26 protein-coding genes are annotated in these 25,042 nt (G+C 66.3%); 24 read left to right on the top strand and 2 right to left on the bottom strand.

Annotated features, from left to right (window positions below; translation table 11 throughout):
* Positions 1-28: 28 nt before the first annotated feature.
* A complete protein-coding gene (locus ACHMWQ_RS17155) occupies positions 29-862 on the bottom strand; it encodes an aldo/keto reductase (RefSeq protein WP_396308393.1) in 834 nt (277 codons plus the stop codon).
* A 193-nt stretch (positions 863-1,055) separates the two neighbouring features.
* On the bottom strand, positions 1,056-2,006 hold the full coding sequence (locus ACHMWQ_RS17150; protein ID WP_354549730.1) for a LysR family transcriptional regulator: 951 nt from the start codon (positions 2,004-2,006) through the stop codon (positions 1,056-1,058).
* A gap of 93 nt (positions 2,007-2,099) precedes the next feature.
* On the opposite strand from ACHMWQ_RS17150, the gene ACHMWQ_RS17145 reads away from it, so the two are divergent.
* The 24 genes from ACHMWQ_RS17145 (at position 2,100) to pcaF (ending at position 25,030) form a co-directional block, all read left to right on the top strand.
* Positions 2,100-3,008, top strand: a complete 909-nt coding sequence (locus tag ACHMWQ_RS17145; RefSeq protein ID WP_396308392.1) for a dioxygenase — start codon at positions 2,100-2,102, stop codon at positions 3,006-3,008.
* Between the two features lie 4 nt (positions 3,009-3,012).
* A complete protein-coding gene (locus tag ACHMWQ_RS17140) occupies positions 3,013-3,972 on the top strand; it encodes a VOC family protein (protein WP_396308391.1) in 960 nt (319 codons plus the stop codon).
* Positions 3,969-4,628, top strand: coding sequence for an alpha/beta hydrolase (locus tag ACHMWQ_RS17135; RefSeq protein ID WP_396308390.1), 660 nt, complete (start codon positions 3,969-3,971; stop codon positions 4,626-4,628). The genes ACHMWQ_RS17140 and ACHMWQ_RS17135 overlap by 4 nt, the downstream gene beginning before the upstream one ends.
* On the top strand, positions 4,625-5,689 hold the full coding sequence (locus ACHMWQ_RS17130; RefSeq protein WP_396308389.1) for a maleylacetate reductase: 1,065 nt from the start codon (positions 4,625-4,627) through the stop codon (positions 5,687-5,689). Before ACHMWQ_RS17135 ends, ACHMWQ_RS17130 begins: the two co-directional genes overlap by 4 nt.
* Before the next feature lie 26 nt (positions 5,690-5,715).
* Entirely contained in the window at positions 5,716-6,990 is a 1,275-nt protein-coding gene (locus tag ACHMWQ_RS17125; RefSeq protein WP_396308388.1) for an ABC transporter substrate-binding protein, read from the top strand.
* Positions 6,991-7,063: 73 nt separating this feature from the next.
* A complete protein-coding gene (locus ACHMWQ_RS17120; protein WP_354549719.1) occupies positions 7,064-7,780 on the top strand; it encodes an ABC transporter ATP-binding protein in 717 nt (238 codons plus the stop codon).
* Positions 7,777-8,484: an ABC transporter ATP-binding protein gene (locus tag ACHMWQ_RS17115; RefSeq protein ID WP_396309468.1), complete on the top strand. Its 708-nt coding sequence runs from the start codon at positions 7,777-7,779 to the stop codon at positions 8,482-8,484. Before ACHMWQ_RS17120 ends, ACHMWQ_RS17115 begins: the two co-directional genes overlap by 4 nt.
* Positions 8,481-9,344: a branched-chain amino acid ABC transporter permease gene (locus ACHMWQ_RS17110; RefSeq protein WP_396308387.1), complete on the top strand. Its 864-nt coding sequence runs from the start codon at positions 8,481-8,483 to the stop codon at positions 9,342-9,344. The genes ACHMWQ_RS17115 and ACHMWQ_RS17110 overlap by 4 nt, the downstream gene beginning before the upstream one ends.
* Positions 9,345-9,352: 8 nt before the next feature.
* Complete coding sequence (locus tag ACHMWQ_RS17105) at positions 9,353-10,402, top strand: branched-chain amino acid ABC transporter permease (RefSeq protein WP_396308386.1); 1,050 nt, start codon at positions 9,353-9,355, stop codon at positions 10,400-10,402.
* Entirely contained in the window at positions 10,402-12,156 is a 1,755-nt protein-coding gene (locus ACHMWQ_RS17100; RefSeq protein ID WP_396308385.1) for an FAD-dependent oxidoreductase, read from the top strand. Before ACHMWQ_RS17105 ends, ACHMWQ_RS17100 begins: the two co-directional genes overlap by 1 nt.
* Before the next feature lie 8 nt (positions 12,157-12,164).
* A complete protein-coding gene (locus tag ACHMWQ_RS17095) occupies positions 12,165-13,052 on the top strand; it encodes an intradiol ring-cleavage dioxygenase (protein WP_396308384.1) in 888 nt (295 codons plus the stop codon).
* A gap of 80 nt (positions 13,053-13,132) precedes the next feature.
* Entirely contained in the window at positions 13,133-13,933 is an 801-nt protein-coding gene (locus tag ACHMWQ_RS17090; protein ID WP_396308383.1) for an SDR family NAD(P)-dependent oxidoreductase, read from the top strand.
* Positions 13,934-14,156: 223 nt separating this feature from the next.
* A complete protein-coding gene (locus tag ACHMWQ_RS17085) occupies positions 14,157-15,314 on the top strand; it encodes an ABC transporter substrate-binding protein (protein WP_396308382.1) in 1,158 nt (385 codons plus the stop codon).
* A gap of 25 nt (positions 15,315-15,339) precedes the next feature.
* Entirely contained in the window at positions 15,340-16,068 is a 729-nt protein-coding gene (locus ACHMWQ_RS17080) for an ABC transporter ATP-binding protein (protein WP_354551603.1), read from the top strand.
* The gene (locus ACHMWQ_RS17075) at positions 16,065-16,793 is read left to right on the top strand and encodes an ABC transporter ATP-binding protein (protein ID WP_396308381.1); all 729 of its coding nucleotides are present in this window, start codon (positions 16,065-16,067) and stop codon (positions 16,791-16,793) included. Before ACHMWQ_RS17080 ends, ACHMWQ_RS17075 begins: the two co-directional genes overlap by 4 nt.
* Positions 16,780-17,643, top strand: coding sequence for a branched-chain amino acid ABC transporter permease (locus tag ACHMWQ_RS17070; protein ID WP_354549702.1), 864 nt, complete (start codon positions 16,780-16,782; stop codon positions 17,641-17,643). The genes ACHMWQ_RS17075 and ACHMWQ_RS17070 overlap by 14 nt, the downstream gene beginning before the upstream one ends.
* Positions 17,640-18,668 carry a branched-chain amino acid ABC transporter permease gene (locus ACHMWQ_RS17065; RefSeq protein WP_354549700.1) on the top strand — a complete coding sequence of 343 codons (1,029 nt, stop codon included), beginning with the start codon at positions 17,640-17,642 and terminating at the stop codon, positions 18,666-18,668. Before ACHMWQ_RS17070 ends, ACHMWQ_RS17065 begins: the two co-directional genes overlap by 4 nt.
* 9 nt (positions 18,669-18,677) lie before the next feature.
* The gene (locus ACHMWQ_RS17060; RefSeq protein ID WP_396308380.1) at positions 18,678-19,694 is read left to right on the top strand and encodes a zinc-binding dehydrogenase; all 1,017 of its coding nucleotides are present in this window, start codon (positions 18,678-18,680) and stop codon (positions 19,692-19,694) included.
* Positions 19,695-19,707: 13 nt separating this feature from the next.
* The gene (locus ACHMWQ_RS17055; RefSeq protein ID WP_396308379.1) at positions 19,708-20,496 is read left to right on the top strand and encodes an alpha/beta fold hydrolase; all 789 of its coding nucleotides are present in this window, start codon (positions 19,708-19,710) and stop codon (positions 20,494-20,496) included.
* 27 nt (positions 20,497-20,523) lie between these two features.
* Positions 20,524-21,744: an acyl-CoA dehydrogenase gene (locus ACHMWQ_RS17050; RefSeq protein ID WP_396308378.1), complete on the top strand. Its 1,221-nt coding sequence runs from the start codon at positions 20,524-20,526 to the stop codon at positions 21,742-21,744.
* A gap of 63 nt (positions 21,745-21,807) precedes the next feature.
* Entirely contained in the window at positions 21,808-22,356 is a 549-nt protein-coding gene (locus tag ACHMWQ_RS17045) for a flavin reductase family protein (RefSeq protein ID WP_396308377.1), read from the top strand.
* 65 nt (positions 22,357-22,421) lie between these two features.
* Positions 22,422-23,153: a 3-oxoacid CoA-transferase subunit A gene (locus ACHMWQ_RS17040; protein ID WP_396308376.1), complete on the top strand. Its 732-nt coding sequence runs from the start codon at positions 22,422-22,424 to the stop codon at positions 23,151-23,153.
* 1 nt (position 23,154) lies between these two features.
* Entirely contained in the window at positions 23,155-23,826 is a 672-nt protein-coding gene (locus tag ACHMWQ_RS17035; protein ID WP_396308375.1) for a 3-oxoacid CoA-transferase subunit B, read from the top strand.
* Position 23,827: 1 nt separating this feature from the next.
* The gene (pcaF, locus tag ACHMWQ_RS17030; protein WP_396308374.1) at positions 23,828-25,030 is read left to right on the top strand and encodes a 3-oxoadipyl-CoA thiolase; all 1,203 of its coding nucleotides are present in this window, start codon (positions 23,828-23,830) and stop codon (positions 25,028-25,030) included.
* Positions 25,031-25,042: the final 12 nt, after the last annotated feature.

Raw genomic sequence — 25,042 nt, 5'->3', positions numbered from 1 at the left:
ACGGCTACCTCCGCCACCAGGGCGAGGGTCAGAGCATCGGCAGGCTGGAGGGCTTCCGGCCCCGTGGAAAGGCCTGGTCGATCCGGCGCGCCTGATCCTGGGTGAGCTCGATGTCGCCGGCGCGTGCGTTGTCTTCCGCGTGCCGCGCGGTCGAAGCTTTGGGTATGACGAAGCTCCGTTGCGCCAGCCAGGCGAGCGCTATCTGTCGGGCGGTGGCATTGTGGGCCGCGGCGATCTCGGCCAGGACCCGGCCGCCGGCCGAGCTTTCGCTGGGAAAGTTGTCATGACCGAACGGGCTATAGGCGACGACGGCAACCCCATTCTCTTCGCACCAGGGCAAGACGGCGTGCTCGATCGCGCGTTCGCCCAGATGGTACAGGACCTGGTTGCAGGCGATCCGTCCCGGGCCGGACGCCGCCAGCGCGTCTTCGAGATCCGATACGTCGAAATTGCTGACGCCCCAGCTTGCGATCTTGCCGGCGCGGACCAGTTCCTCGAAGGCTTCGAACGTCGCTTCCAGCGGATAGCGGCCGCGCCAGTGGAGGAGGTAGCAGTCGAGCTGCTCGACGCCCAGGCGCTTGAGCGACTGTTCGCAGGCGGCGATGACGCCGGAGCGCGAGGCGTTCTGTGGAAGGACCTTCGAAACCAGGAACAGCCCGTCGCGCCGGCCCCGGATCGCGTCGCCGATGACGAGCTCCGCGTCGCCATACATTTCGGCCGTGTCGATATGCGTCATGCCGGCATCGATGCCCCGCTGCAGGGCCGTGACGGCCGAGGCCCGGTCCCCCGTGTCGAGATACCAGCTTCCCTGGCCGATGATCGCTACCTCGGACGGGGTGCTGCCAAACGATCGTAAGCGCATCAGAACACCCGTGTCTTGGCAGCGTGCCGGAGACGATCCGGCCCGGTTTCGATGGTCATGGGACCTCTCCCTGGCTTCGCCCCGGATCGGACGGCCGGGGCAGATGGCGCCACGCATGGGCGAAGCTGGGGATCATCGCAGCGTTCGACCGTCACCGCAAAGCCTGGTTATCCGGCCGAGTGGACGTGGCCGGCTAACGGCCCCAGACGACGGCGTTTTCGTGGCGCTTGATGATGTGCTTGAGGTTTTCAAACGCGGTCGTGACATGGCCGGCAAAGCGCTCCGCCGCCGGCGAGCGCGGGCCGCCGACCCGGCGCAGGATGCCGAGCGAGCGGTTGGGCTGCGGGATCTCATAGGGCAGCACGGTGACGCGGTTCTCCTTGCGCTGCGCGAACACCACCGAGAAGGGCAGCACGGCGAGCGCGTCGGTCTCGGCCAGGAAGTTGATCACGCTCATCAGCGAACCGCCGGAATAGCGCACGTTGAGGTCGGACATCCCGATGCTCATCAGGATCATCTGCAGGTCGGACATCAGCGGCGAGCCGGGCAGAGGCGCCACCCAGGGAAAACTGGTCAGGTCATGCGCGCGCAGGCGGCGATTGCGCAGCAGCGGATGGTCGGGCCGGCAGGCGACGATGTTGCGTCCCGGCAGGATCTCGGTGAACTCGAAACCGGGGCCGAGGTCGAGCACGCCGATCGGCACGATGCCGAGATCGATCTGATGCCCCTCTAGCGCGGCGACCATCTCGGGCAGGTTGAGATAGCTCTGCTGCACGGTGACCTCGGGTTCCAGGTTCTGGAACTCGCCGATCATCCGGCTGATCATCGCATCCATGAAGAACGGCACGCCGCCGACCCGGACGACGCCCTTGGTGCCCTTCAGGAAGCCCTGCACGGCGTCCGACGCCTTGCGCGAGGCGGCGATGATCGTGCGCCCCTGGGCGGCCAGTTGCGCGCCGAGCGGCGTCGCCTGGAGGGGGCGCCGTCCCTTGAGGAAAAGCGGCTCGCCGACGCGCGCCTCCAACATGGCCAGCGAGCGGCTGACCGCCGGCTGGGTCAGGCCCAGCGTGGCGGCACCTTCCGACACGCCGCCGGCATCGAGCACGGCGGCGAGCTGCATGAGGTGGCGTTCGTTCAGTCTCATAGCAAAGTGCTATACCGGGGCGCGTAGAACTCATCAAGAGTGGGGCAGGGCCGTGCTATCCCGATTGGCAAGGGGAAGGGAGGCCCCGGCGGAATGCACGGCCAGCACGACGGTCCGCACGAGGATGATTCTGCCGACGCTGTTTCGGCGCAGGCGAAGGAATTTTCGCGGCGTCTGACGGCCATGGGCCAGTCCCGTTTGGCGGCGGCTGCGCAGGCGACGGTGGGCGGATTGCATGCCCTGATCGCCGAACTCCGCCCTTCCGGCGACGAATTCCGGCTTGCGATCGACTTCCTGACCGAGGTTGGCCACTACGCCGATGCGCGGCGGCAGGAATGGGTGCTGTTCGCCGACGTTCTGGGCGTGTCGTCGCTGATCGAGGACCAGAACAATCCGCGTCCCGCCGGTGCGACACCAAACACCGTGGCGGGACCCTTCTACCGGTCCGACGTCCCGGAAACGCCGCTCGGCGCCAACATCTCGCGTGATGGCAAGGGCGAGGCGCTGGACGTGGCCGGCAGGGTGCTCGACCTTGATGGCCATGGCCTGGGCGGCGCCACGGTCGAGGTCTGGCAGGCCAATTCCGAGGGGCGCTACGAGAACCAGGAACCGGACCGGCAGCCGGAATTCAACCTTCGCGGCCGGTTCCGCGCCGATGCCCAGGGGCGGTTCCATTTCCGCACGGTGAAGCCGAAGGGCTACACGCTGCCGGCGGATGGTCCGGTCGGCCAGTTGATGTCGGCGCTTGGCCTCGGCCTGGAAAGACCGGCTCACATTCATTTCCGCGTGGCGGCCGAAGGCTTCGAGACGCTGACGACCCACATTTTCGACCAATCCGATCCGGCCATTGGCCGGGACGCGATTTTCGGGGTCAAACCCGAACTCATGGCCGAGTTCCGCGCGCTGCCACCCGACGGAGGAAAGCGGAAGTGCGCTCTCGACCTCAATCTTGTGCTCTGCCCGCAGCGGCAGGGCAAAACCGGAACCTCTGGGAGGAGATGAACCGATGGCCCGTATAAGCGGCTACCACCACCTGACCATGTCGACCGACAGCGCTCAGGAAGACTTCGACTTCTACACCAAGGCGCTGGGCCTTCATTCGGTGAAGCGGACCGTCCTCTTCGACGGCGTGATCCCGGTCTACCACCTCTATTACGGCTCGCCGAATGGCGATGCCTCGACGATCATCACCACCTTCCCGTTCCGCAAGCCGGCCGTCTATGGCCGTCGCGGCACCAACCAGTCGCGCGCCATCCTGCAGTCGATCCCCGTCGGCGCCGCCGATTTCTGGGTCGACCGGCTGAACGCCCGCGGCATTGAGGCGGCCAAGATCACCCGCTTCGGCGCTACCCGCGTCGTCTTCGCGCATCCCTGCGGCATCCCGCATGAGCTGGTGGAAAGCGAAAGCGACCCACGCGAGCCGATCACCAACGCCGCACAGGGCATCGGCAAAGATCACGGCATCAAGGGCATCTATGGCAGCGTTGTCGCCGTGATGGACCGGACCGCCATGGATGACTTCCTGACCATCGCGCTGCCGCTGGAAAAGGAGGCCGATACTCATGAAGGCCTCGTCTACCGCGTGCCAGACGAGTCCGGCGTCATCCAGCGCGTCGAGGTCATCGTCGACCGGGACAGCGCGCAGGGCACCTGGACGCTGGCCGGCGGCACGATCCATCACCTCGCGCTCAACACCGGCAATGAAGAAAACCAGCTGAAGCTGCGCGCTCATATCGAGGGTCTCGGCTTCACCGATATCTCCGAGCAGAAGGACCGCAACTACTTCAAGTCCTGCTACGTCCGCTCGCCCGGCGGCGCGCTGTTCGAGCTGGCCTGGACCACGCCGGAAGGCTGGGCAAAGGACGAGCCTCCGGGCGCGATCGGCAAGACGCTCGTCTTCCCGCCCTGGTTCAAGGATCGTGAAGCCGAACTGCGCGAAGGCCTGGAGCAGGCGGAATTCGCATGATCCAGGACGGCGGTCCGCTCAGGCTTGGCTCTCGGGCCCCGGAGGCGAAGGCAATCTGCGTCTTCGTCCACGGCCGCGGCCAATCGCCGGAAGAGATGCAGTCCCATGTGCTGGCGCGGCTTTCCGCGCCGGCCGTGGCCTTCGTCCTGCCGCGCGCCCCGATGGGCGCGTGGTGGGATGCGCGGGCCGTCGATCCGCTGACGCCAGTCGCTCGCGCGCAGCTTGCGACCGCTTTGGACCACCTCGCGGCGGCGGTCGCGGCCGCCCGCGGTGAACTGCCGGGGTTGCCGCTGCTTCTGGCGGGCTTTTCGCAAGGCGCCTGCCTCGCGATCGAATATCTCTGCGCCGGATTGCCGCCGCCGCAGGCGCTGGCCGCTTTGACCGGATCGCGCGTCGGCGTGCCGTCGGATGCGCGTGCCGAGGCGGTTCCGGCCGACGTTCCGGTCTATCTGACGGGCGGCGATGCCGATCCCTGGATCCCCGTCTCGGCCTTTGCCGACGCCGCCCAGACCCTTGGCAGCAAGGGCGCGAGCCTGCGCGCCGACCTGTTCCCGCGCCGCGGCCATGAGGTCTCGGATGCCGAGATCGCCATGCTGGGATCGATCCTCGCGGATCTGGTCGCCGGCCGGAACCCAAGCATGGAGGCGGCGCGATGATGGACCAATTTATCTTTCCGGGACTGACGACACGGGTCGTCTTCGGCGCGGGTACGCTGTCCCGCGTGGCGGAGGAAGTGCGTCGGCTCGGCCATGACAAGGTGATGGTGCTTTCGACGCCGCACCAGAGGGCCGATGCCGAGAAGCTGGCGGAAAGCCTGGGCGACCTCGCCGGCGGCATCTTTGCCGGCGCCGTCATGCACACCCCCGTCGAGGTGACCGAGACGGCGCTGGAAGCATTCCGCGCCAGCGACGCCACAGCCGTCGTCAGCCTGGGCGGCGGATCGACCACCGGTCTCGGCAAGGCGATCGCCGTGCGCACCGGCGTCGATCAGGTCGTGATCCCGACCACCTATGCCGGCTCGGAAATGACCGACATCCTGGGCGAAACGGCTTCGGGCGAGAAGACCACGCGCCGCTCGCCGGATATCCGCCCCGAGACGGTGATCTACGATGTCGACCTGACGCTGAGCCTGCCCGTCGGACTCACCGTCACCTCGGCCATGAACGCCATCGCGCATGCGATGGAGGCGTTCTACGCGCCGGACCGCAATCCGGTGATCGAGCTGATGTGCCGGGATGCCATGGTCGCGTTTCGCGACGGTATTCCGCGCCTGATCGAAGACCCTCAGGACAAGGCCGCGCGGGCCCAGGCGCTCTATGCGGCTTGGTGCTGCTCGACCGCGCTTGGCACGGTCTCCATGGCGCTGCACCACAAGCTCGCGCATGTCTTCGGCGGCTCGTTCGACACGCCGCATGCCGAAACCCACGCCATCCTGCTGCCCTACACCACCGCCTTCAACGAACAGGCGGTGCCCGAATTGCTGCGCCCGATCGCCGACGCCTTCGGCGGCGGCTCGGCCGGCGGTGGGCTCTGGGATTTCGCGCAGTCGGTCGGCTCGCCGCTCAGCCTCCAGGCGATCGGCATCCAGGAGGCCGATCTCGACCGCGCCACGGCGATCGCCGTCAAGAATGCCTACGCGAACCCGAGGCCAATAGACCCGGGATCGATACGGGAACTGCTCCAGGCGGCGTTTGAGGGACGCCGTCCGGGGGACTGAGAAGAAGCTAGAGGGAGGAGAAACACATGATTTCGAGACGGAGCTTACTGAAAGCCTCGGCGGCGACGGGTTTCACCCTTGCCACTTCGGGCCTTGCCACGCCTGCCATCGCGCAGGGCGCCAAGATCCGCTTGGGCTATGTTTCGCCGCAGACCGGTCCGCTGGCCGGTTTCGCCGAGAGCGACGCGTATAACATAAAGGCATTTCTCGACTCCGACGCTGGCAAGAATTTCGAGGTCATCGTCAAGGACAGCCAGTCGAACCCGAACCGGGCTGCGGAGGTGGCGAAGAGCCTGATAGTCGACGACGAGATCAACCTGATGCTCGTCGGTTCGACGCCGGAAAACACCAACCCGGTCGCCACCACCTGCGAAGCGGAAGGGATGCCCGTCATCTCGACCACGGCGCCGTGGCAGCCCTGGTTCATCGGCCAGCAGGGCAATCCCGGCGACCCGTCCTCGTGGAAGCCGTTCGATTTCGCCTTCCATTATTTCTGGGGTCTGGAAGACATCATCGCCGTCTATACCGGCATGTGGAAGCAGCTCGACACCAATGGCAAGGTCGGCGGCCTGTTCCCGAACGATGCCGACGGCAATGCCTGGGGCGACCCGAAGAACGGCCTGAAGCCCGGCCTGGAAGCCGCCGGTTTCAGTCTGACCGATCCCGGCCGCTACCAGAACCTCTCGGACGACTTCACTGCGCAGGTCAACGCGTTCAAGGCTGCGAATGCCGAGATCGTCACCGGCGTCGTGATCCCGCCCGACTTCACCACCTTCTGGAACCAGGCCCGCCAGCAGGGTTTCAAGCCCAAAGCCGTGACGGTCGCCAAGGCGATCCTGTTCCCGCAATCCGTCGAGACGCTGGGCGACGCGGGCCACAACCTTTCCTCGGAAGTCTGGTGGTCGGCCTCGCATCCGTTCAAGTCGTCGATCACCGGCCAGAGTTCGGCGGAACTCGCGGCGGATTTCACCGCCAAGACCAAGCGTCCGTGGACACAGCCGATCGGCTTCTCTCATTCGCTGTTCGAAGTGGCGGCGAATGTCATGGGCCGGGTTTCGGATCCGACCGATGCTGAGGCGATCGCGGCCGCCATCGCCGCCACCGACATGTCGACGGTTGTCGGCAAGGTGGCGTGGAACGGCGTCGGCGTGCCGCCCTTCGCGGCCAAGAACGTCTGCAAGACGCCGCTCGTCGGTGGCCAGTGGCGGAAGAAGGACGGGGGCGGCTTCGATCTGGTGATCGTCGAAAACGCCAACGCGCCCGAGATCCCCACCGCCGGCAAGATGGAAGCCCTGGCCTGATCCGGAAACGGGGCGGCGCCTGCCGCCGCCCCCGATCCATCCGGCTCCCAAGGTGCCCCCAAGGATGGCAGCAATGATACTCAGGCTTGAAAATGTCTCGAAGTCGTTCGGGGCGCTGAAGGTCACGGATGCCGTGACCGTTTCGGTGCCGCGCGGCGAAGCTTTGGGCATTATCGGCCCGAACGGGGCCGGCAAGTCGACGCTGTTCAACCTGATCACCGGCAATGTGTTGGCGAATGAGGGGCGCATCGAATTCCTTGGCCGTGACGTCACCCGCGCTCCCGCGATGGAGCGGGTTCGCATGGGAGTCGGCCGCAGCTTTCAGATCCCGCAGCCTTTCGAGGGCCTGACGGTATTCGAGAACCTTTTGACCGCCGCCGCCTTCGGACGGGGCGGGCGCGAGGCCGACATGGTCGATGCCTGCGCGCGCATCCTCGAGGACACAGAGCTTCTGAAGAAGGCGAATGTCGTCGCCGGCTCGCTGAGCCTGCTCGACCGCAAGCGCCTGGAACTGGCCCGCGCGCTCGCGACGGGGCCGGAGCTTTTGCTGCTCGACGAGATCGCCGGCGGCCTGACTGAGGGGGAATGCAGGGCGCTGGTCGAGACGATCCGCGACATCCATGCCCGCGGCACCACGATCATCTGGATCGAGCACGTGCTGCATGCGCTGACCTCCGTGGTCGAGCGGCTGCTGGTGCTCGATTTCGGCCGGGTGATCGGCGTCGGCGCGCCGGATGAGATCATGGCGTCGAAGGAAGTGCGCGAGATCTATCTGGGGCTCGAGGTCTGATGCTGCTCGAAACCCACGGCCTCACCGCGAATTACGGCCAGTTCCGCGCCCTGTTCGGCGTGGATATTGCCGTCGCCGCCGGTGAATGCGTGGCGATCATCGGCGCCAATGGCGCGGGGAAGTCGACGCTGATGCGCTCGATCACCGGCGTGCTCCGCAACGAGCCCGGCATGGTACGGCATCGGGGCGAGCCGATCGGTGCGCTGTCCTCGGCTGAGGTAATGCAGCGCGGCATCGCCATGGTGCCCGAAGGCCGCCGGCTGTTTCCTTCGCTGACCGTCGAGGAAAATCTCCTGATCGGCGGCCAGGTCCGCAAGGCGCCGGGGCCTTGGAACCTGGAGGCGATCTACGATCTCTTCCCGATCCTGCGCGAGCGGCGCCGCAATCCGGGCACGGCGCTTTCCGGCGGCCAGCAGCAGATGGTGGCGATTGGCCGGGCGCTGATGTCGAACCCGGAACTGCTGCTCTGCGACGAGATCAGCCTCGGCCTCGCCCCCGTCGTCATCCGCGACATTTACGCGGCCCTGCCGAAGATCCGCGCCGGCGGCGCCGCGATCGTCGTGGTCGAGCAGGATATCGGTAAGGCGCTCGCCGTCGCCGACCGCGTCTATTGCATGATGGAAGGCCGCGTCACGCTGACGGCAAAGGCCGCCGACGTCACCCGCCAGCAGATCCACACCGCCTATTTCGGGGAGGCGGCATGATCTGGCTCGATACCCTCGTGCAGGGCATTCTGCTGGGCGGCCTCTATGCGCTGTTCGCGGCAGGGCTGAGCCTCGTCTTTGGCATCATGCGGCTGGTCAATCTCGCCCATGGCGACCTGATCGTGTTCGCCGCCTATCTGGTGCTGCTGGGCGTCACCATGCTCGGCCTGTCGCCCTGGATCGCGGCACTGGTTGTGATGCCGCTGATGTTCGGCCTCGGTTGGCTGCTGCAGACCGTCGTGCTGAACCGCGTGCTCGGCAAGGATATCCTGCCGCCGCTGCTCGTTACCTTCGGTCTCTCGGTCGCGCTGCAGAATGGTTTGCTCGAAGCCTTTTCCGCCGACAGCCGCCGCATTCCGGCAGGCGCGTTTGAAGGCGCCTCGCTCGATCTCGGACTGGTCACCGTCGGCGTCATGCCGCTGCTGACCTTCGTGTCGGCCATCGTGGTGATCGTCGCGCTGAACGGCCTTTTCTATCACACCGCCCTCGGCCGGGCGTTTCGCGCCACCTCGGACGATGCCGTCACGGCGGGACTGATGGGGATCGAGCCGAAGCGGATCTTCGCGATCGCCACCGGCATCGCCATGGTCGTGGTGACGATCGCAGCCCTCTATCTCGGCATGCGCTCCAATTTCGACCCGTCGATCGGGCCGGCGCGGCTGATTTACGCCTTCGAGGCGGTGATCATCGGCGGCTTGGGCAGCCTGTGGGGCACGCTGGCAGGCGGCGTCATCATCGGCGTCGCGCAGACCTTCGGCGCGGCCGTGAACCCGGAATGGCAGATCCTTGCCGGCCACATCGCTTTCCTGATCGTGATGCTGCTCAAGCCGCGCGGCCTGTTCCCGCGCGCCGTGGATTGAGGGGCAGCATGTACAGGTTGACCACACGTACCCGCGCCGGAACCGTCACAGCGATCGTTGCGCTCGGGCTCGTCATCGCTGGACTCGCGCTGCCGGCTTTCGCCTCGCGCGGCGTTATCCAGGATCTTTTCTTCATCCTGACCATGCTGACGCTGGCGCAGATCTGGAATCTGCTTGCCGGCTATGGCGGTCTCGTCTCGGTTGGACAGCAGGCCTTCGTCGGCATCGGCGCCTATGCGATGTTCGCCGGCGTCATCCTGCTCGGCTGGAATCCGGTCTGGGCCATTCCGCTGGGCGGTCTCGCCGCGCTGGTGCTGGCGGTCCCGACCGCGTTCTTCGCCTTCCGCCTGCAGGGCGCCTATTTCGCCATCGGCACCTGGGTGATCGCCGAGGTGACCCGCCTGCTGGTCGCGCAGTGGAAGACGCTCGGCGGCGGCACCGGCACCTCGCTGCCCCGCGAGGCGACCAGCAACATCCTCGGCACGGACATGATCCGCGCGCTATTCAGCGTCCGCGAGGCGGCGGCGCGCGACATCCTCGCTTATTGGCTGGCGCTGGTGCTCGTCGTCGTCGTGACTGGCGGGATCTACTGGCTTTTGCGCAGCCGGCTCGGCCTGGCGCTTTCCGCCGTGCGCGACAATGTCGAGGCGGCGCGCTCCGTCGGCGTCGATGCCGGCCGGATCAAATGGGCGGTCTTCCTGATCGCCGCCGCCGCCACGGGCCTTACCGGTGCGCTCATCTTCCTGCAGACGGCGCGGATCTCGCCGGATGCGGCCTTCGCGGTCACCGACTGGACCGCCTACGTCATTTTCATCGTCGTCATCGGCGGCATCGGCACGATCGAGGGTCCGATCCTCGGCGTGATCGTCTTCTTCGTCCTGCGCTCGGCGCTGGCTGATTACGGCAGTTGGTACCTGATGACGCTCGGCCTGATCGCCATCGCCGTGATGCTGTTCGCGCCGAAGGGCCTGTGGGGGCTGATCTCCGCCCGCAGCGGCCTGCACCTGTTTCCCGTCCGCCGCAAGCTGGTCGGGTTGAAGATCGAGGGAGGGAATTGATGGTCGATATCGAAACCGACGTACTGATCGTGGGGACGGGCCCGGCGGGCTCGGCCACGGCGGCGTTGCTGTCCAGCTATGGCATCGCCAACATGGTGGTGAACCGCTACCGCTGGCTGTCCAACACGCCGCGCGCCCACATCACCAACCAGCGCACGATGGAAGTGCTGCGCGACCTTGGCCCCGACGTCGAGGCCGAGGCCGTGATGCACGCCTCGCCGCAGGAACTGATGGGCGAGAACGTCTTCTGCGAAAGCCTGGCCGGGGAGGAGATCGGCCGTATGAAGAGCTGGGGCATGCACCCGCTCTCCAAGGCCGAGCATCTGCTGTCGTCGCCATCGCTGATGAACGACCTGCCGCAGACCTTCATGGAGCCGATCCTGTTCAAGACGGCGTGCTCGCGCGGCACGCAGGCGCGTATGAGCACGGAATATGTGAGCCACGTCCAGGACGCGGACGGCGTCACCACAACCTGTCGCGACCGGCTGACGGGCAAGGACTTCACTGTCCGCTCGAAGTTCCTGGTCGGCGCCGATGGCGGCAATTCGCTGGTCGCCGAGCATCTCGGCCTGCCGTTCGAAGGCAAGATGGGCGTCGGCGGCTCGATGAACATCCTGTTCCGCGCCGATCTCTCAAAGTATGTCGCCCACCGGCCGAGCGTCCTCTACTGGGTCATGCAGCCCGGCGCCGATGTCGGCGGCATCGGCATGGGTCTCGTGCGCATGGTGCGGCCGTGGAACGAGTGGCTGATCGTCTGGGGCTACGACATCAACCAGCCGCCGCCGGTCGTGACGCCGGAGCTCGCGACCGACGTCGCGCGCCAGCTGGTCGGCGATCCCGAGCTTGAGATCGAGCTGCTCGGCGCCAACACCTGGACCGTGAATAACTGCTTCGCGACCGAGATGCAGAAGGGTCGCGTCTTCATCATGGGCGATGCCGCGCACCGGCATCCGCCATCGAACGGGCTCGGCTCCAACACGTCGATCCAGGACGGCTTCAACCTCGCCTGGAAGCTCGCCAAGGTCGTCAAGGGGCAGGCGGGTCTCGGCCTTCTCGACAGCTATACGGTCGAACGGGCGCCGATTGCGCGCCAGATCGTGACCCGCGCCAACCAGTCGATCGGCGAATTCGGGCCGATCTTCGCGGCGCTCGGAATGGATGGCGGCGTCGACCACGTCAAGATTCAGAAGAACATGGAGGCGCGGTGCGACGCGACCGCCGCCGCGGAAGCACAGCGCGAAGCGCTTCGTCAGGCGATCGCCTTCAAGAAATACGAGTTCGATGCGCATGGCGTCGAGATGAACCAGCGCTATGCCTCGGATGCCGTGGTGACGGACGGTCAGCCGCAACCGGCCTTCGAGAAGGACCGCGAACTTCACTATGCGCCGACGACCTGGCCCGGCGCGCGGTTGCCGCATGTCTGGGTGTTCGAGCGCTCCGGCCGGAAGGTCTCGACGCTCGATCTCTGCGGCCATGGCGAGTTCACGATCCTGACCGGCATTGGCGGCGAGGCCTGGGTGAAGGCTGCTGAAGATGTCGGCGCGGAACTCGGCCTGCCGATCCGTACCCATGTGATCGGCCCGCGCCGCGCGGTCGAGGACCACACCGGTGACTGGGCCCGCGCCAGCGAAATCCGCGATGCCGGATGCCTGCTGGTCCGGCCCGACCACCACGTCGCCTGGCGCTCGGAAATGCTCGCCGCCGATCCGGCGGCCGAGTTGCGCCGCGTTCTCACATCCGTTCTCGCGCGCTGAGGGACCCCATGATCGACGAACACGAATATGGCTACTTCACCGAAGCCGACTCCGCCGACGTCGTCGTCGCGCGCAACCGCAACGCCAAGGACGCGCGCCTGCAGCAGGTGATGGAAGTCATCACCCGCAAGCTGCATGAGGCGGTCAAGGAGATCGAGCCGACCCAGGAAGAGTGGTTCGCCGCCATAATGTTCCTCACGCAGACGGGCCAGATCTGCAATGACTGGCGGCAGGAATACATCCTGCTGTCGGACGTGCTCGGCGTCTCGATGCTGGTCGACGCGATCAACAACCGCAAGCCGTCCGGTGCCTCGGAATCGACGGTGCTCGGGCCGTTCCATGTCGCCGACGCGCCGGAATTGCCGATGGGCTCCAACATCTGCCTCGACCAGAAGGGCGAGCCGATGTTCGTGCATGGCCGCATCCTCGATACCGAGGGCAAGCCGATCGCCGGTGCCAAGATCGACGTCTGGCAGGCGAATGACGAGGGCTTCTACGACGTGCAGCAGCAGGGCATCCAGCCTGAGTTCAACCTGCGCGGCGTGTTCCGCACCGATGCCGACGGGCGCTACTGGTTCCGGGGCGTGAAGCCGAAATACTACCCGATCCCCGATGACGGCCCGGTCGGCAAGCTGCTCGGCGCGCTCGGCCGCCACCCGTACCGGCCGGCGCATCTGCACTACATCGTCGAAGCCGAGGGTTTCGACGCACTCACCACGCACATCTTCGATCCCGACGATCCGTACATCAATTCCGACGCCGTCTTCGGCGTGAAGGAAAGCCTGCTGGCCGAATTCCGCAAGGTGGAAGACGTGGAGGCTGCGGCCAAGGTCGGCATCGAGGCGCCGTTCTACGACGTGGAATTCGACTTCGTGCTGTCGCGCAAGAAGGGCTGATCGCAGCGGACGCCGGGCGGCGTCTGCGCTCAGGTCTCTATGGAACAAACGGGAGTAAACTGATGGCCGCGTTGGAGAAAATGTTCGATGTCAGGGGCAAGTCGGTGATCGTCACCGGCGGCGCCAGCGGCATCGGCCGGGCCTATGCCGAGATCATGGCCGAGCATGGCGCCAAGGTCTGCATCTTTGATATCGACGCGGAAGGTGCGGCTCGGCTCGTCTCGGACATGATGGCCAAGGGTTGGGACGTCTGGTCCCAGATGGTAGATGTAAGCGATCGTCCGGCCATGGCTGCGGCCTTCGACGCCGTCGTCGCCAAGCATGGCCGCATCGATACGGTGTTCGCCAATGCGGGCATCGATCCCGGTCCCGGCTTCAATACGGTGACGGGCGAGCGCTTTCCCGGCGGGGCGATCGAGAACATTCCCGACGAGCAGTGGGATCGGGGCATCGAGCTCAATCTGAACTCGGTCTACACGACGGTGAAGAACGCCGTCCGCCATATGAAGCCGAATGGCGGCGGCGAGATCATCGTCACGTCGTCGATCGCCTCGATGATCAACGAGAGCATTGTCGGCACGTCCTACATGCCGGCCAAGGCGGCGGTGAACCATTTTGTGCGCCACATGGCCATGGAGCTTGGCGCCTATGGCATCCGCGTCAACGCGATTTTGCCAGGCCCGTTCATCACCAACATCGCCGGAGGAAGACTGCGCAACAAGGCTGACCGCGCGGCCTTCGAGAGCCAGTCGCTGATCGGGCGTATCGGCGATATCGACGACATCAAGGGCCTGGCGCTGCTGCTGGCGTCCCCGGCCGGCTCGCTCTTCACCGGCTCGCTGATCGTCATCGATGGCGGGGCCCTGACGCGCATGACCTGACGCTTCGACCTGAGGCCGGCTTCGTCGAGGAGGGCGGGGCCGGAGACACCTTATCAACGGGAGGGAACGACAATGACCTACTACAACAAGCTGGTGAAATCCGGCATTCGCCCCAGCCGGCGAGCCGTGCTCAAGGGGCTGGGCGCCAGCGTCGCGGCCAGCACGCTGGCTCTGCCGGGCTATGCCCGCGCCGCCAATGCCGGCACGATCAAGGTCGGCTATCTTGAGCCCGACGACCGGGCCGCTCGCTCTGTTCGGCGAGACGGATGGCTACACGCTGCAGAAGATCCGCGCGCTGCTCGGCGGCCAGTTGCAGGCGGCCAATGGCGATACCTACGCCATCGAGATCCTCGACCGCGACAGCCAATCCAATCCGAACAAGGCGGCCGAGATCGCCGGCAATCTGATCCTGAATGACGAGATTCACCTGCTCGTCCCGGCCTCGACCACCGACACCATCCTGCCGGCAGCGGAGCAGGCCGAACTCTACGAGACGCCCTGCATCTCCTCCGGCGCGCCTTGGCAGGCGGTGGTGTTCCCACGCGGTGGCGGCAAGCAGACCTTCGAGTGGACCAACCATTTCTTCTGGGGCCTCGACGAGGCGCTCAACACCTTCGTCGGTCTCTGGAACCAGCTCGAGACCAACAAGAAGGTCGGCATGCTGTTCCCGCAGAACATCGATGGCGAGACCTGGGGCAACGAGGAATACGGCCTGCCGGTGCCGACCCGCAAGGCCGGCTACGAAGTCGTCGTTCCCGGCTATTTCCAGCCGCGCACCAATGATTTCTCGGCCCAGATCGCCGAGTTCAAGAAGAACAACTGCGAGATCATCGGCGGCATCACCTATCCGGACGATCTGAAGACCTTCGTCACCCAGTGCAACCAGCAGGGCTTCAAGCCGAAGGCGGTCACGGTTGCCGCGGCACTGTTGTTCCCGGGCGGCGTCGAGGCGATGGGACCGCTCGGCAATGGCATGTCCTCGGAAGTCTGGTGGACGCCGGCCTTCCCGTTCAAGTCGTCGCTGACCGGCCAGGTCAGCCAGGACATCGCCACCCAGTGGGAGGCCGATACCAAGCGCCAGTGGACCCAGCCGCTCGGCTACTCGCATGCGCTGCTCGAGGTCGCGATCGACATCCTCAAGCGCTCCTCAAACCCGCTCGACCGCGAAGCCAACCGCGACGCGATGGCATCGACCGACCTGCAGACGCTGGTCGGCCACATCAAGTTCGACGGCTCGCCGCACAAGAACATCTGCAAGACGCCGATCTTCGGCGGCCAGTGGGTGAAGGGCGACAAGTGGCCCTACGACCTGAAGATCGTCGACAACACGGTCAATCAGCTCTTCGCGCCTGAGCAGAAGATCCAGCCGATCGCCTGGTGAGATGAGACAGGACGCGGGGACAATGATGGACAGGGAAATCCTGCTGAAAGCGCGCGGTGTGTCGAAGTCCTTCGGCGCCGCCCGCGTCCTGCATGAAGTGAGTTTCGATGTGCGTCGGGGCGAGGTGCTTGGCATCCTCGGCCCGAACGGCGCCGGCAAGACGACGCTGTTCAACATGATCAGCGGCGATCTGAAGGTGTCGGGCGGCGAAATCCAGCTCGGCGAAACGGCTCTGCGCGGCGAGCCGCCCTTCAAGCGCTGCCAGATGGGGATAGGGAGGACCTACCAGATCCCGCGTCCCTATTCCGGCATGACGACCTTCGAGAACCTGCTGGTCGCCGCCGCTTTCGGCGGCGGCCGGTCGGAGAAGCAGAGCTACGCCTTCTGCGCCGACGTGCTGCGCGAATGCGAGCTCTACGACAAGGCCAACGTTTCGGCCGGCGCGCTGACGCTGCTCGATCGCAAGCGTCTGGAGCTGGCGCGGGCGCTCGCCTCGGACCCGAAGCTTCTGCTCCTGGACGAGATCGCCGGGGGGCTCACCGACGATGAATCCAAGGCACTGGTGGCGCTGGTCCGCCGCATCCGTGACCGCGGCATCACCATCGTGTGGATCGAGCATGTGCTGCACGCGCTGATGGCGGTGGCCGACCGGCTGCTGGTTCTGAACTTCGGCGAGAAGATCGCGGAAGGTCTGCCGGCCGAGGTTATCGCGCTGCCCGAGGTCCAGCGCGTCTATATGGGGATCGAGGCATGACCGCCGTTCTTTCCACCCATGGGCTGATCGCCCGCTATGGGGATTTCCAGGCGCTGTATGGCGTCGATACGGAACTGCATCCCGGCGAGGCCGTGGCGCTGATCGGCGCCAATGGTGCCGGCAAGTCCACGTTCCTGCGCTCGATCATGGGCCTTTTGCCGGTCGCGAAGGAGATGGTGCGGCTTGACGGCGAACCCGTTGGCGGTACCACGACCGACCGCATGGTGCAGAAGGGGATTGCCATCGTGCCGGAGGGCCGGCGGCTCTTCACCGGCATGTCGGTCGAGGACAATCTGCGCGTCGCCATCGACCAGGCCGCGCGCATCGGCGCCAAGGGCGGCTGGACATTGTCGCGCCTGCACAGGCTGTTTCCGATCCTCGCCGAGAAGGCACGGTCGCAGGTCCAGAGCCTGTCGGGCGGCCAGCAGCAGATGGTCGCCATCGGTCGCGCGCTGCTCTGCCAGCCGCGCGTGCTGCTCTGCGATGAGATCAGCCTCGGCCTCGCGCCGAAGGTGATCCGCGAGATCTACGCCGCGCTGCCCGAGATCCGCGCCGCCGGGACGGCGATGATCGTGGTCGAGCAGGATGTGGGCCTCGCCCAGTCCGCCTCGGACCGCCTCTACTGCATGCTGGAGGGCCGCGTGACCCTGACCGGCAAATCCGGCGACGTCACGCGCGAACAGATCGGCAAAGCCTATTTTGGAGCGGGCCATGGAGTGGTTTGACGCATTGGTGCAGGGGATCCTGCTGGGCGGCATGTACGCCCAATATGCGCTCGGCATGGCGCTGATGTTCGGCGTGATGCGGATCGTCAACATCAGCCATGGCGACCTCGTCATCCTGCTGTCGCTGATCGGCATCTCGATGGCGACGGCCTGGGGGCTGGCGCCTGTCTCGGTGCTGATCATCCTGGTGCCGCTCGCCGTGCTGATGGGCTGGCTGTTGCAGAAGGCGGTGCTGAACCGCGTAGTGGGCAGCGATCCGCTGCCCTCGCTGATCGCGACCTTCGGCCTTTCGATCGCGCTCCAGAACCTGATGCTGCAGATCTGGTCGGCCAACAGCCGGTCGCTGCCCGGCCATGGCATCGAGAGCCAGTCGATCGAGATTGCGGGCGTCTATGTCGGCGTGCTGCCGCTGATCGTGCTGGCGGTCGCAACCGGACTGACCTGGGGGCTCGACATCGTGCTGAAGCACACGCGCTTCGGCCGGGCGCTTCGCGCGGCTTCTGCCGATGTCGAGGCGGCCTCGATGACCGGCATCAATCCGCGCGCCGTCTATGCCCTGGCGACGGCGGTGGCGGTCGGCATTCTGGGCTTTGCCGCCGTGTTCCAGTCGCTCCGTTCGACCGTGGCGCCGGCCGATGGCCCCGCCCAGCTGATCTACGCCTTCGAGGCGGTGATCATCGGCGGCATGGGCGCCGTCTGGGGCGCCTTCCTGGGCTCGATGGTGCTGGGCATCGCGCAGGCCATCGGCTTCCGCATCGATCCTGGCTTCGGCGTGCTCGCCGGGCATCTGGTTTTCCTGTTCGTGCTGGCGACGCGCCCGCAGGGCCTGTTCGGAAAGGCAACGACATGAGCGCAGTTTCCTACGCCGCAACTGCCGTGCCTGAGGTGCAGGTCCAGCGCCAGACCCCATCCGGCCGGATCGCCATGACGCTGGCGCTGGCTGGCATCGTTGCCGTCGCCGTGATGCCCTGGTGGGCATCGACCGGCACGATCCGCTCGATACTCGTGCTCTGCTGCTACATCGCCGTCGCGCAGATGTGGAACCTGCTTGCAGGCTATGCCGGCCTGGTCTCGGTCGGCCAGCAGGCCTTCATGGGAGCGGCTGGCTACGCGCTGTTCGTGTTGGCGCAGACCTTCGGGATCAACCCCTTCCTGGCGGTCTTCCTGTCACTGCTGGTGCCGGCGGTGCTCGCCGTGCCGCTCTATTTGCTGCTGCACCGGCTCGACGGGCCGTATTTCTCGATCGGCACCTGGGTCGTGGCGGAGGTGTTCCGCCTCGTCTGCTCCAACCTGCCGATCGTCAATGCCGGCGCCGGCATGTCGCTTCGGGTGATGAAGGACTATTCCGCTTTCGAGAGGAATGTCGCCATGTCGCTGCTCTGCGCCGGCATGCTGCTGCTCACGGTCGGCGGCAGCTACTGGCTGCTGCGCTCGCGCTACGGCCTCGCGCTGATCGCCATGCGCGACAACCCGGTCGCCGCCGCCAGCCAGGGCGTCAACGTCGCCAAGCTGCGTTTCCTGATCTATGTGGCCTCAGCGGTCGGCTGCGGCCTCGCCGGCGCGATCTACTTCATGGCGCAGCTGCGCATCACGCCCGGCTCGGCCTTCGACCCGATGTGGGCGAACGTCGCGATCTTCATCGTCATGGTCGGCGGCATCGGCTCGATAGAGGGCGTGCTGATCGGCGCGCTGATCTTCTTCATCGCCGACCGCTGGTTCGGCGCGTATGGCGCCACCTACTTCGTCGTCCTCGGCCTGATGACGCTGCTGGTCGCGCTTTATGCCCGCACCGGCATCTGGGGCCTGATCTCGAAACGATGGGATGCGCCGTGGTTCCCGATCCGGCGCAAGCTCGTCGATCCGAACCGGCCATAGGGGAATTCCATGAAAGCAGCCATCTTCGATACGGTCGGCGCGCCGCTGCGCATCGGCGCGGTGCCCGATCCGACCCCGGGCCCGGATGAGGTCGTCCTGCGCATCGCCGCCTGCGGCATCTGCGGCAGCGATCTGCACATTACCGAGGATCCGGTTCCCTTCGGCATCGGCGCGGGCTTCGTGCTCGGCCATGAATTCGCCGGCGATATCGTCGCCCTGGGATCGGAGGTCACCAATCTCCGCATCGGTGACCGTGTCGCCGTCGTGCCGATGCGCGGCTGCGGCCATTGCGAGTCCTGCCGGCGCGGCGACTCCGCCCGTTGCGCGGAGATGGTGCTGATCGGCGGCGGCTATGCCGAATATGCGACCGTCGCGGCGCGACAGTGCCACATCCTGCCGGATGACGTGCCGCTCGAGGACGGCGCGCTGGCCGAGCCCTTGTCGGTCGCGCTGCATTGCATCGTGCGTTCCGGCATGAAGCCCGGGGATCGAGTAGCCATTCTGGGTGCCGGCCCGATCGGGCTGCTCGTCGCATTCTGGGCGCGGCGGATGGGAGCGTCGCGCGTCGTCGTGGCCGACATCCACGACCATCAACGCGAGCGGGCACTGGCGCTGGGCGCGACGGACTTCGTCCTCTCTGGCGAGCGCCTGTCTGAAAACCTGGCCGATGCCTGCTGCGGCGCGCCGGACATCGTCTTCGAATGCGTCGGCAAGCGCGGCCTGCTCGGGGCCGCCGTCGCGGCCGTTCGCCTGCAGGGCACGGTGGTCGGCGTCGGCCTCTGCATCGGCGGCGACGAATGGGATCCGTTCGTCGGGCTGAGCAAAGAAGTGAACCTGCTTTTCTCGGTGTTCTTTCACCAGAGCAACGAATTCGGCGTCGCGCTCGATGCGCTACGGGGCGGACCGTTCGCGCCGCAGGCGCTGATCACCGATCGGATCGATCTGTCACCGGTTCCGCAGATCTTCGAGAGCCTTCGCCGCCGCACCACGCAATGCAAGGTGCTGATCCAGCCGGAACTTGTTTAGGGGAGGAGTATCCATGGCCGTAGAATTTGAAACGCTCGAATATGATGTCGGCGGCACGAAGACGGTGGTGAAGGCCATCGGCCAGGGCAAGCCGGTGCTGTTCCTGCACGGCGCCTCGACGCTGGAAGGCTTCGATTTCGCGGAAGGCCTTGCCGACCGCTTCCGCGTGCTGTGCGCCAGCCATCCGGGCTTTGGCTATTCGGGCGCGGCGCCGCATGTGAGCGGCATGTCCGACATGGTCGTGCATTATCTCGACCTGCTCGATGCGATGGAACTCGAGGAAAAGCCGCATCTCGTCGGCTTCTCCATGGGCGGCTGGATGGCGACGGAGCTTGCCGGCGTGGCGCGCGAGCGCTTCGACAGGGTCGTGCTGGTCGCGCCCGCCGGTCTCAACGATCCCGCGCATCCCGCCACCAATCTCGGCGCGCTCGCGCCGCAGGACCTGCCTGGCTATCTGGCGCACGACGTCTCGGTGGCGCTGCGCTACTTCCCGGACGGCTCGGACGCCGCTTTCGCCGAAGCCTTCGGCGCCGACCGCGCTCGCGAGGGCGAGACGCTGGGCCGGCTGCTCGCGCCGTTCGGCATGGGGCACCCGAACCTTCGCCGCTTCCTGGGGCGGATCAACAATCCGGCGCTGGTCGTCTGGGGCAAGCAGGATCGCCTGCTGCCGGCAAGCCAGGCTCCGATCTTCGTCGAGGCTCTGCCCGACGCGCGCCTGATCCTGGTGGAGGACGCCGGTCACTTCGTCATGCAGGAGAAGCCCGGGACCGTGACCCAGATCGGCGACTTCCTCGCCGGCTAAACCGAATTCAAAGTGGAGGAGAAATTCATGAACAAGCCCATCAAGCACAGCTCCTGGGGCACGACGGTCGACTACCGCGACCTCTTGAAGAAGATCGCGGAAATCGGCCCGATCCTGGAAGCCAATGCCGACGCCGACGAGAAGAACGGCGAACTGACCCAGGAGACCTTCGAGGCGCTGAAGCCGCTGCGCATGTCGCATATCTTCGCCGCCGAAGGCCTGGGAGGCGCGCAATTGCCGCCGACGCAGGGCCTCGAACTGCTGGAGGCGATCACCTGGCATTCCGGTTCCGCCGGCTGGGTCTCGATGGTGCATTGCTGCATCGGCGCCATGTCGGCGGCCTTCCTGCCGGACAGCGCGGTTGAGCGACTGTTCGCGCCTGGCTCCGACAACCGATTCTCGGGGCAGGGCGCACCGCTCGGCATGCTGAAGAAGGTCGAAGGTGGCTATCGGCTGACCGGCAAGTGGAGCTATGGCAGCGGCTTCAGCCATGCCACCTATTCGCACAGCGCCTGCTTCGTCGATGACGGGACCGGCAAGCCCGCCAAGGACGAGAACGGCAACGTGATCGTCATGTGCGCCCATGCGCCGATTTCCGAGCACAAGCAACTCGGCAACTGGGACGTGCTGGGCCTGGGCGGCACGGGCAGCATCGATTACGCGGCCGAGGACGTCTTCATCGCCGACGATCTGCTGTTCCCGATCCTGACCGCGCCGCCGCTGCGCCAGAAGGAGTTCTTCAGCCTGGGCGTCGTCGGCCTCGCGGCGATCGGCCATACCGGCTGGGCGCTCGGCACCGGACGGCGGATGCTGGACGAGATCGCCAAGTTCGCCCGCGCCAAGTCGGGCCGGGCAGGGCTGATCGGCGAGAGCGAGAAGTTCTGGTACGACTACGGCCGTGCCGAAGCCCGCTATCGGGCGGCCCGCGCCTTCGTCTTCGAGGTCTGGCGCGACATCGAGGCGACGGTCGAGGCCGGCGAGAGCGTCTCGACCCGGCAGATCAGCCTGGTCCATCTGGCCAAGTCAGAGATCCACGAAGTCGGCGTCGATGTCTGCAATTTCGCCTACCGCGCCGGCGGTGGCGCATCGCTGCGCGCGGGCGTCATCCAGCGGACTTTCCGCGAGATGATGGTGGCGGCCAACCACTTCACCATCGCGCCGTCGGTCGTCACCTCGGCCGGCCGCAACATCGGCGGCAGCTGGACCGACCGGGTCTGGCAGTTCTACGACCTGATCGAGAAGAAGTAGTCCTCAGGGCCGGGCGGTTCGACCGCCCGGCTCCCTATCCCATGCCGCGAGAAAGAGCCGTCGATGAGCCTGCACCCGATGACCCAAGCGTTCCGCGAGGCCTTTCGCCGACATCCGGCGGGCGTCGCCGTGATCACGGCCGATCCCGGCGATCGGCCCGTCGCCATGACCGTGTCGTCGCTGATCTCGGTCAGCGCCGCGCCGCCGGTCGTCGCCTTCTCGCTGTCGATGAAATCCGGGTCGTCGGAACCGCTGCTGCGTGCGGAGACGATGGTGATCCATCTGCTGCGCTACACCGATATCGATCTGGCGCAGCTCTGCGCCTCAAGCGGAGCGGAGCGGTTTCCAGCCGGTGGACCCTGGGAGCGGCTTCCGACCGGCGAGCCACGCTATACCGGCGTCTCGACCTGGTTCCGCGCCCGCCGCCTCGGCGTCCTGCCGATCGAGGGCGCCACGCTGGTAGCCGCCGAATTGCTGGAAGGCGAGGCGCACCCGGAAGACACCGCACCGGAGGACCATTCGCTGGTCTATCTCGATCGCCGCTGGCACCGCCTGCACAAGGAGCTCGGCGACAGCATGTTCGACCTCGTGGATTCCTCCCGCTTCATGTAGGCGGCCGAACTCATGATCCCTTTGTTTGCGCCGGCGGTTGCCGTTCCGGCGCATGAGGACTTCTGATGGACAAGACAGTCGCAGACCTCGCCACCGCCGTGGCGGGTATCGAGGATGATATGACCGTGATGATCGGCGGCTTCGGCGGGGCCGGCTCGCCGATCGAACTGATCCACGCGCTGATCGATCGCTTCCTTGCGACGGGGCACCCGACGGACCTGACGATCATCAACAACAATGCCGGCAATGGGCATGTCGGCCTCGCCGCCTTGATCGAGGCGGGAATGGTGAAGAAGCTCATCTGCTCCTTCCCGCGTTCGGCCGATCCTGTCGTGTTCACCGACCTCTATCTGGCCGGCAAGATCGAACTGGAACTGGTGCCGCAGGGCACGCTGGCCGAGCGCATCCGCGCCGGCGGCGCCGGCATTCCCGCCTTCTACACGCCCACCTCCTATGGCACCGATCTCGCCAAGGGCAAGCCGGTCGCGGAGTTCGACGGGCGGCCCTATGTGCAGGAGCGCTGGCTGAAGGCCGACGTTGCCTTGGTGAAGGCCGAGACTGCCGACACCCAGGGCAATCTCACCTATCGTGCCGCCGCGCGGAACTTCAATCCGCTGATGTGCATGGCCGCCGCCGAAACCGTCGTGCAGGCAAGGCGCGTCGTGCCGGCGGGTGGCATCGACCCCGAGGTCGTCATCACGCCCGGCATCTTCGTGCAGAAGGTGGTCGAGGTCGCGGATGCGCAGCAGGAAGAAGACCTGAACCGCGCCAATGCCGTCTATCCGGGAGTTGCCTGACATGGCCGCGAAGCTCACCAACAACCAGATTGCCTGGCGCGCCGCGCAGGACATTCACGACGGCGCCTATGTCAATCTCGGCATCGGGTTTCCGGAGAAGGTGGCGCAGTACCAGCCGCCCGGCCGCGAGGCGATCTTCCATACCGAGAACGGCATCCTCAACTTCGGCGAGGCGCCGCCCAGCGGCCAAGAAGACTGGGATCTCATCAATGCCGGTAAGCGGGCGGTCACGCTCAAGCCGGGCTCGGCGTTCTTTCACCATGCCGACAGCTTCGCCATGGTGCGCGGCGGTCATCTCGATGTGGCGATCCTCGGCGCCTATGAAGTGGCGGAGAACGGCGATCTCGCCAACTGGTCGACGGGGCCGAAGGGCGTGCCGGCGGTGGGCGGGGCGATGGATCTTGTGCATGGCGCCAAGCGCGTCGCGGTGATCACCGACCACGTCACCAAGGACGGCAAGCCGAAGCTGCTGAAGCGCTGCTCGCTCCCCCTGACCGGCGTCGGCTGCGTCACCCGCGTCTATACCTCGCTGGCGGTGATCGACATTGAGGGAGGGCACTTCGTCCTGCGCGAGAAGCTGCCCACGCTGTCGCACGACGAATTGCAGGCCGTGACCGGCGCCGAACTCCACGTAAGCGGCCCTGTCGTCGATCTGATTGTTCCGGAGCTTTGAGATGACCGACGTCTTCATCTGCGACTATATCCGCACGCCGATCGGCCGTTTTGGCGGCGCGCTATCCTCGGTCCGCGCCGACGATCTCGGCGCCATTCCGCTCCGGGCGCTGATGGCGCGGAACGGAGGCGTGGACTGGGAGGCAGTCGACGACGTGATCTTCGGCTGCGCCAACCAGGCCGGCGAGGACAATCGTAACGTCGCGCGCATGTCGTTACTGCTGGCGGGGCTGCCAGTCAGTGTTTCGGGCACGACGATCAACCGGCTCTGCGGCTCCGGCATGGATGCGGTCATCACGGCTGCCCGCGCCATTAAGGCGGGCGAAGCGGAGCTGATGATCGCGGGCGGCGTCGAAAGCATGTCGCGCGCGCCCTTCGTCCTGCCCAAGGCCGAGACTGCCTTTTCGCGCCATGCCGAGATCCACGACACGACCATTGGCTGGCGCTTCATCAACCCGCTGATGAAGGCGCAATATGGCGTCGATTCCATGCCGGAGACGGGCGAGAACGTCGCCGAGGACTTTTCCGTCTCGCGCGAGGACCAGGACCGGTTCGCGCTGGCCAGCCAGGCCAAGGCGGCCGCGGCGCAGGCGAATGGCCGATTGGCGCGCGAGATCACGCCCGTCACCATCCCGCAGCGCAAGGGCGATCCGGTGATCGTCGACAGGGACGAGCACCCGCGCGCCACGACCCTGGAAGCGCTGGCCAAGCTGCCGACGCCGTTCCGCAAGGGTGGTACGGTGACGGCCGGCAACGCCTCCGGCGTCAATGACGGCGCTGCTGCGCTGATCCTCGCTTCGGCGGCGGCGGCGAAGAAATACGGCCTGATCCCGATCGCTCGCGTGCTTGGCGGCGCGGCCGCTGGCGTGCCGCCCCGGATCATGGGCATCGGCCCGGCGCCGGCATCGAAGAAGCTGATGGCGCGGCTCGGGCTGAAAGCGTCCGATTTCGACGTGATCGAACTGAACGAGGCGTTCGCCTCGCAGGGCCTCGCCACCTTGCGCGATCTCGGCATCGCCGATGACGATGAGCGCGTGAACATCCATGGCGGCGCCATCGCGCTTGGCCATCCGCTCGGCATGTCGGGTGCCCGGATCACCGGCACGGCCGCGCTGGAATTGAGCCTGAATGGCGGCCGCCGCTCGCTCTCGACCATGTGCATCGGCGTCGGCCAGGGCATCGCCGTCGCCCTCGAGCGGGTCTAGGCAGCCAGCGCG

This window comes from Kaistia sp. UC242_56 (genome assembly GCF_044452255.1).
In the GTDB taxonomy this organism is placed as follows: Bacteria; Pseudomonadota; Alphaproteobacteria; order Rhizobiales; family Kaistiaceae; genus Kaistia; species Kaistia defluvii_A.
The sequence above is the reverse complement of the archived record's forward strand: the minus strand, read 5'-3'. Positions and strand labels throughout refer to the sequence as shown.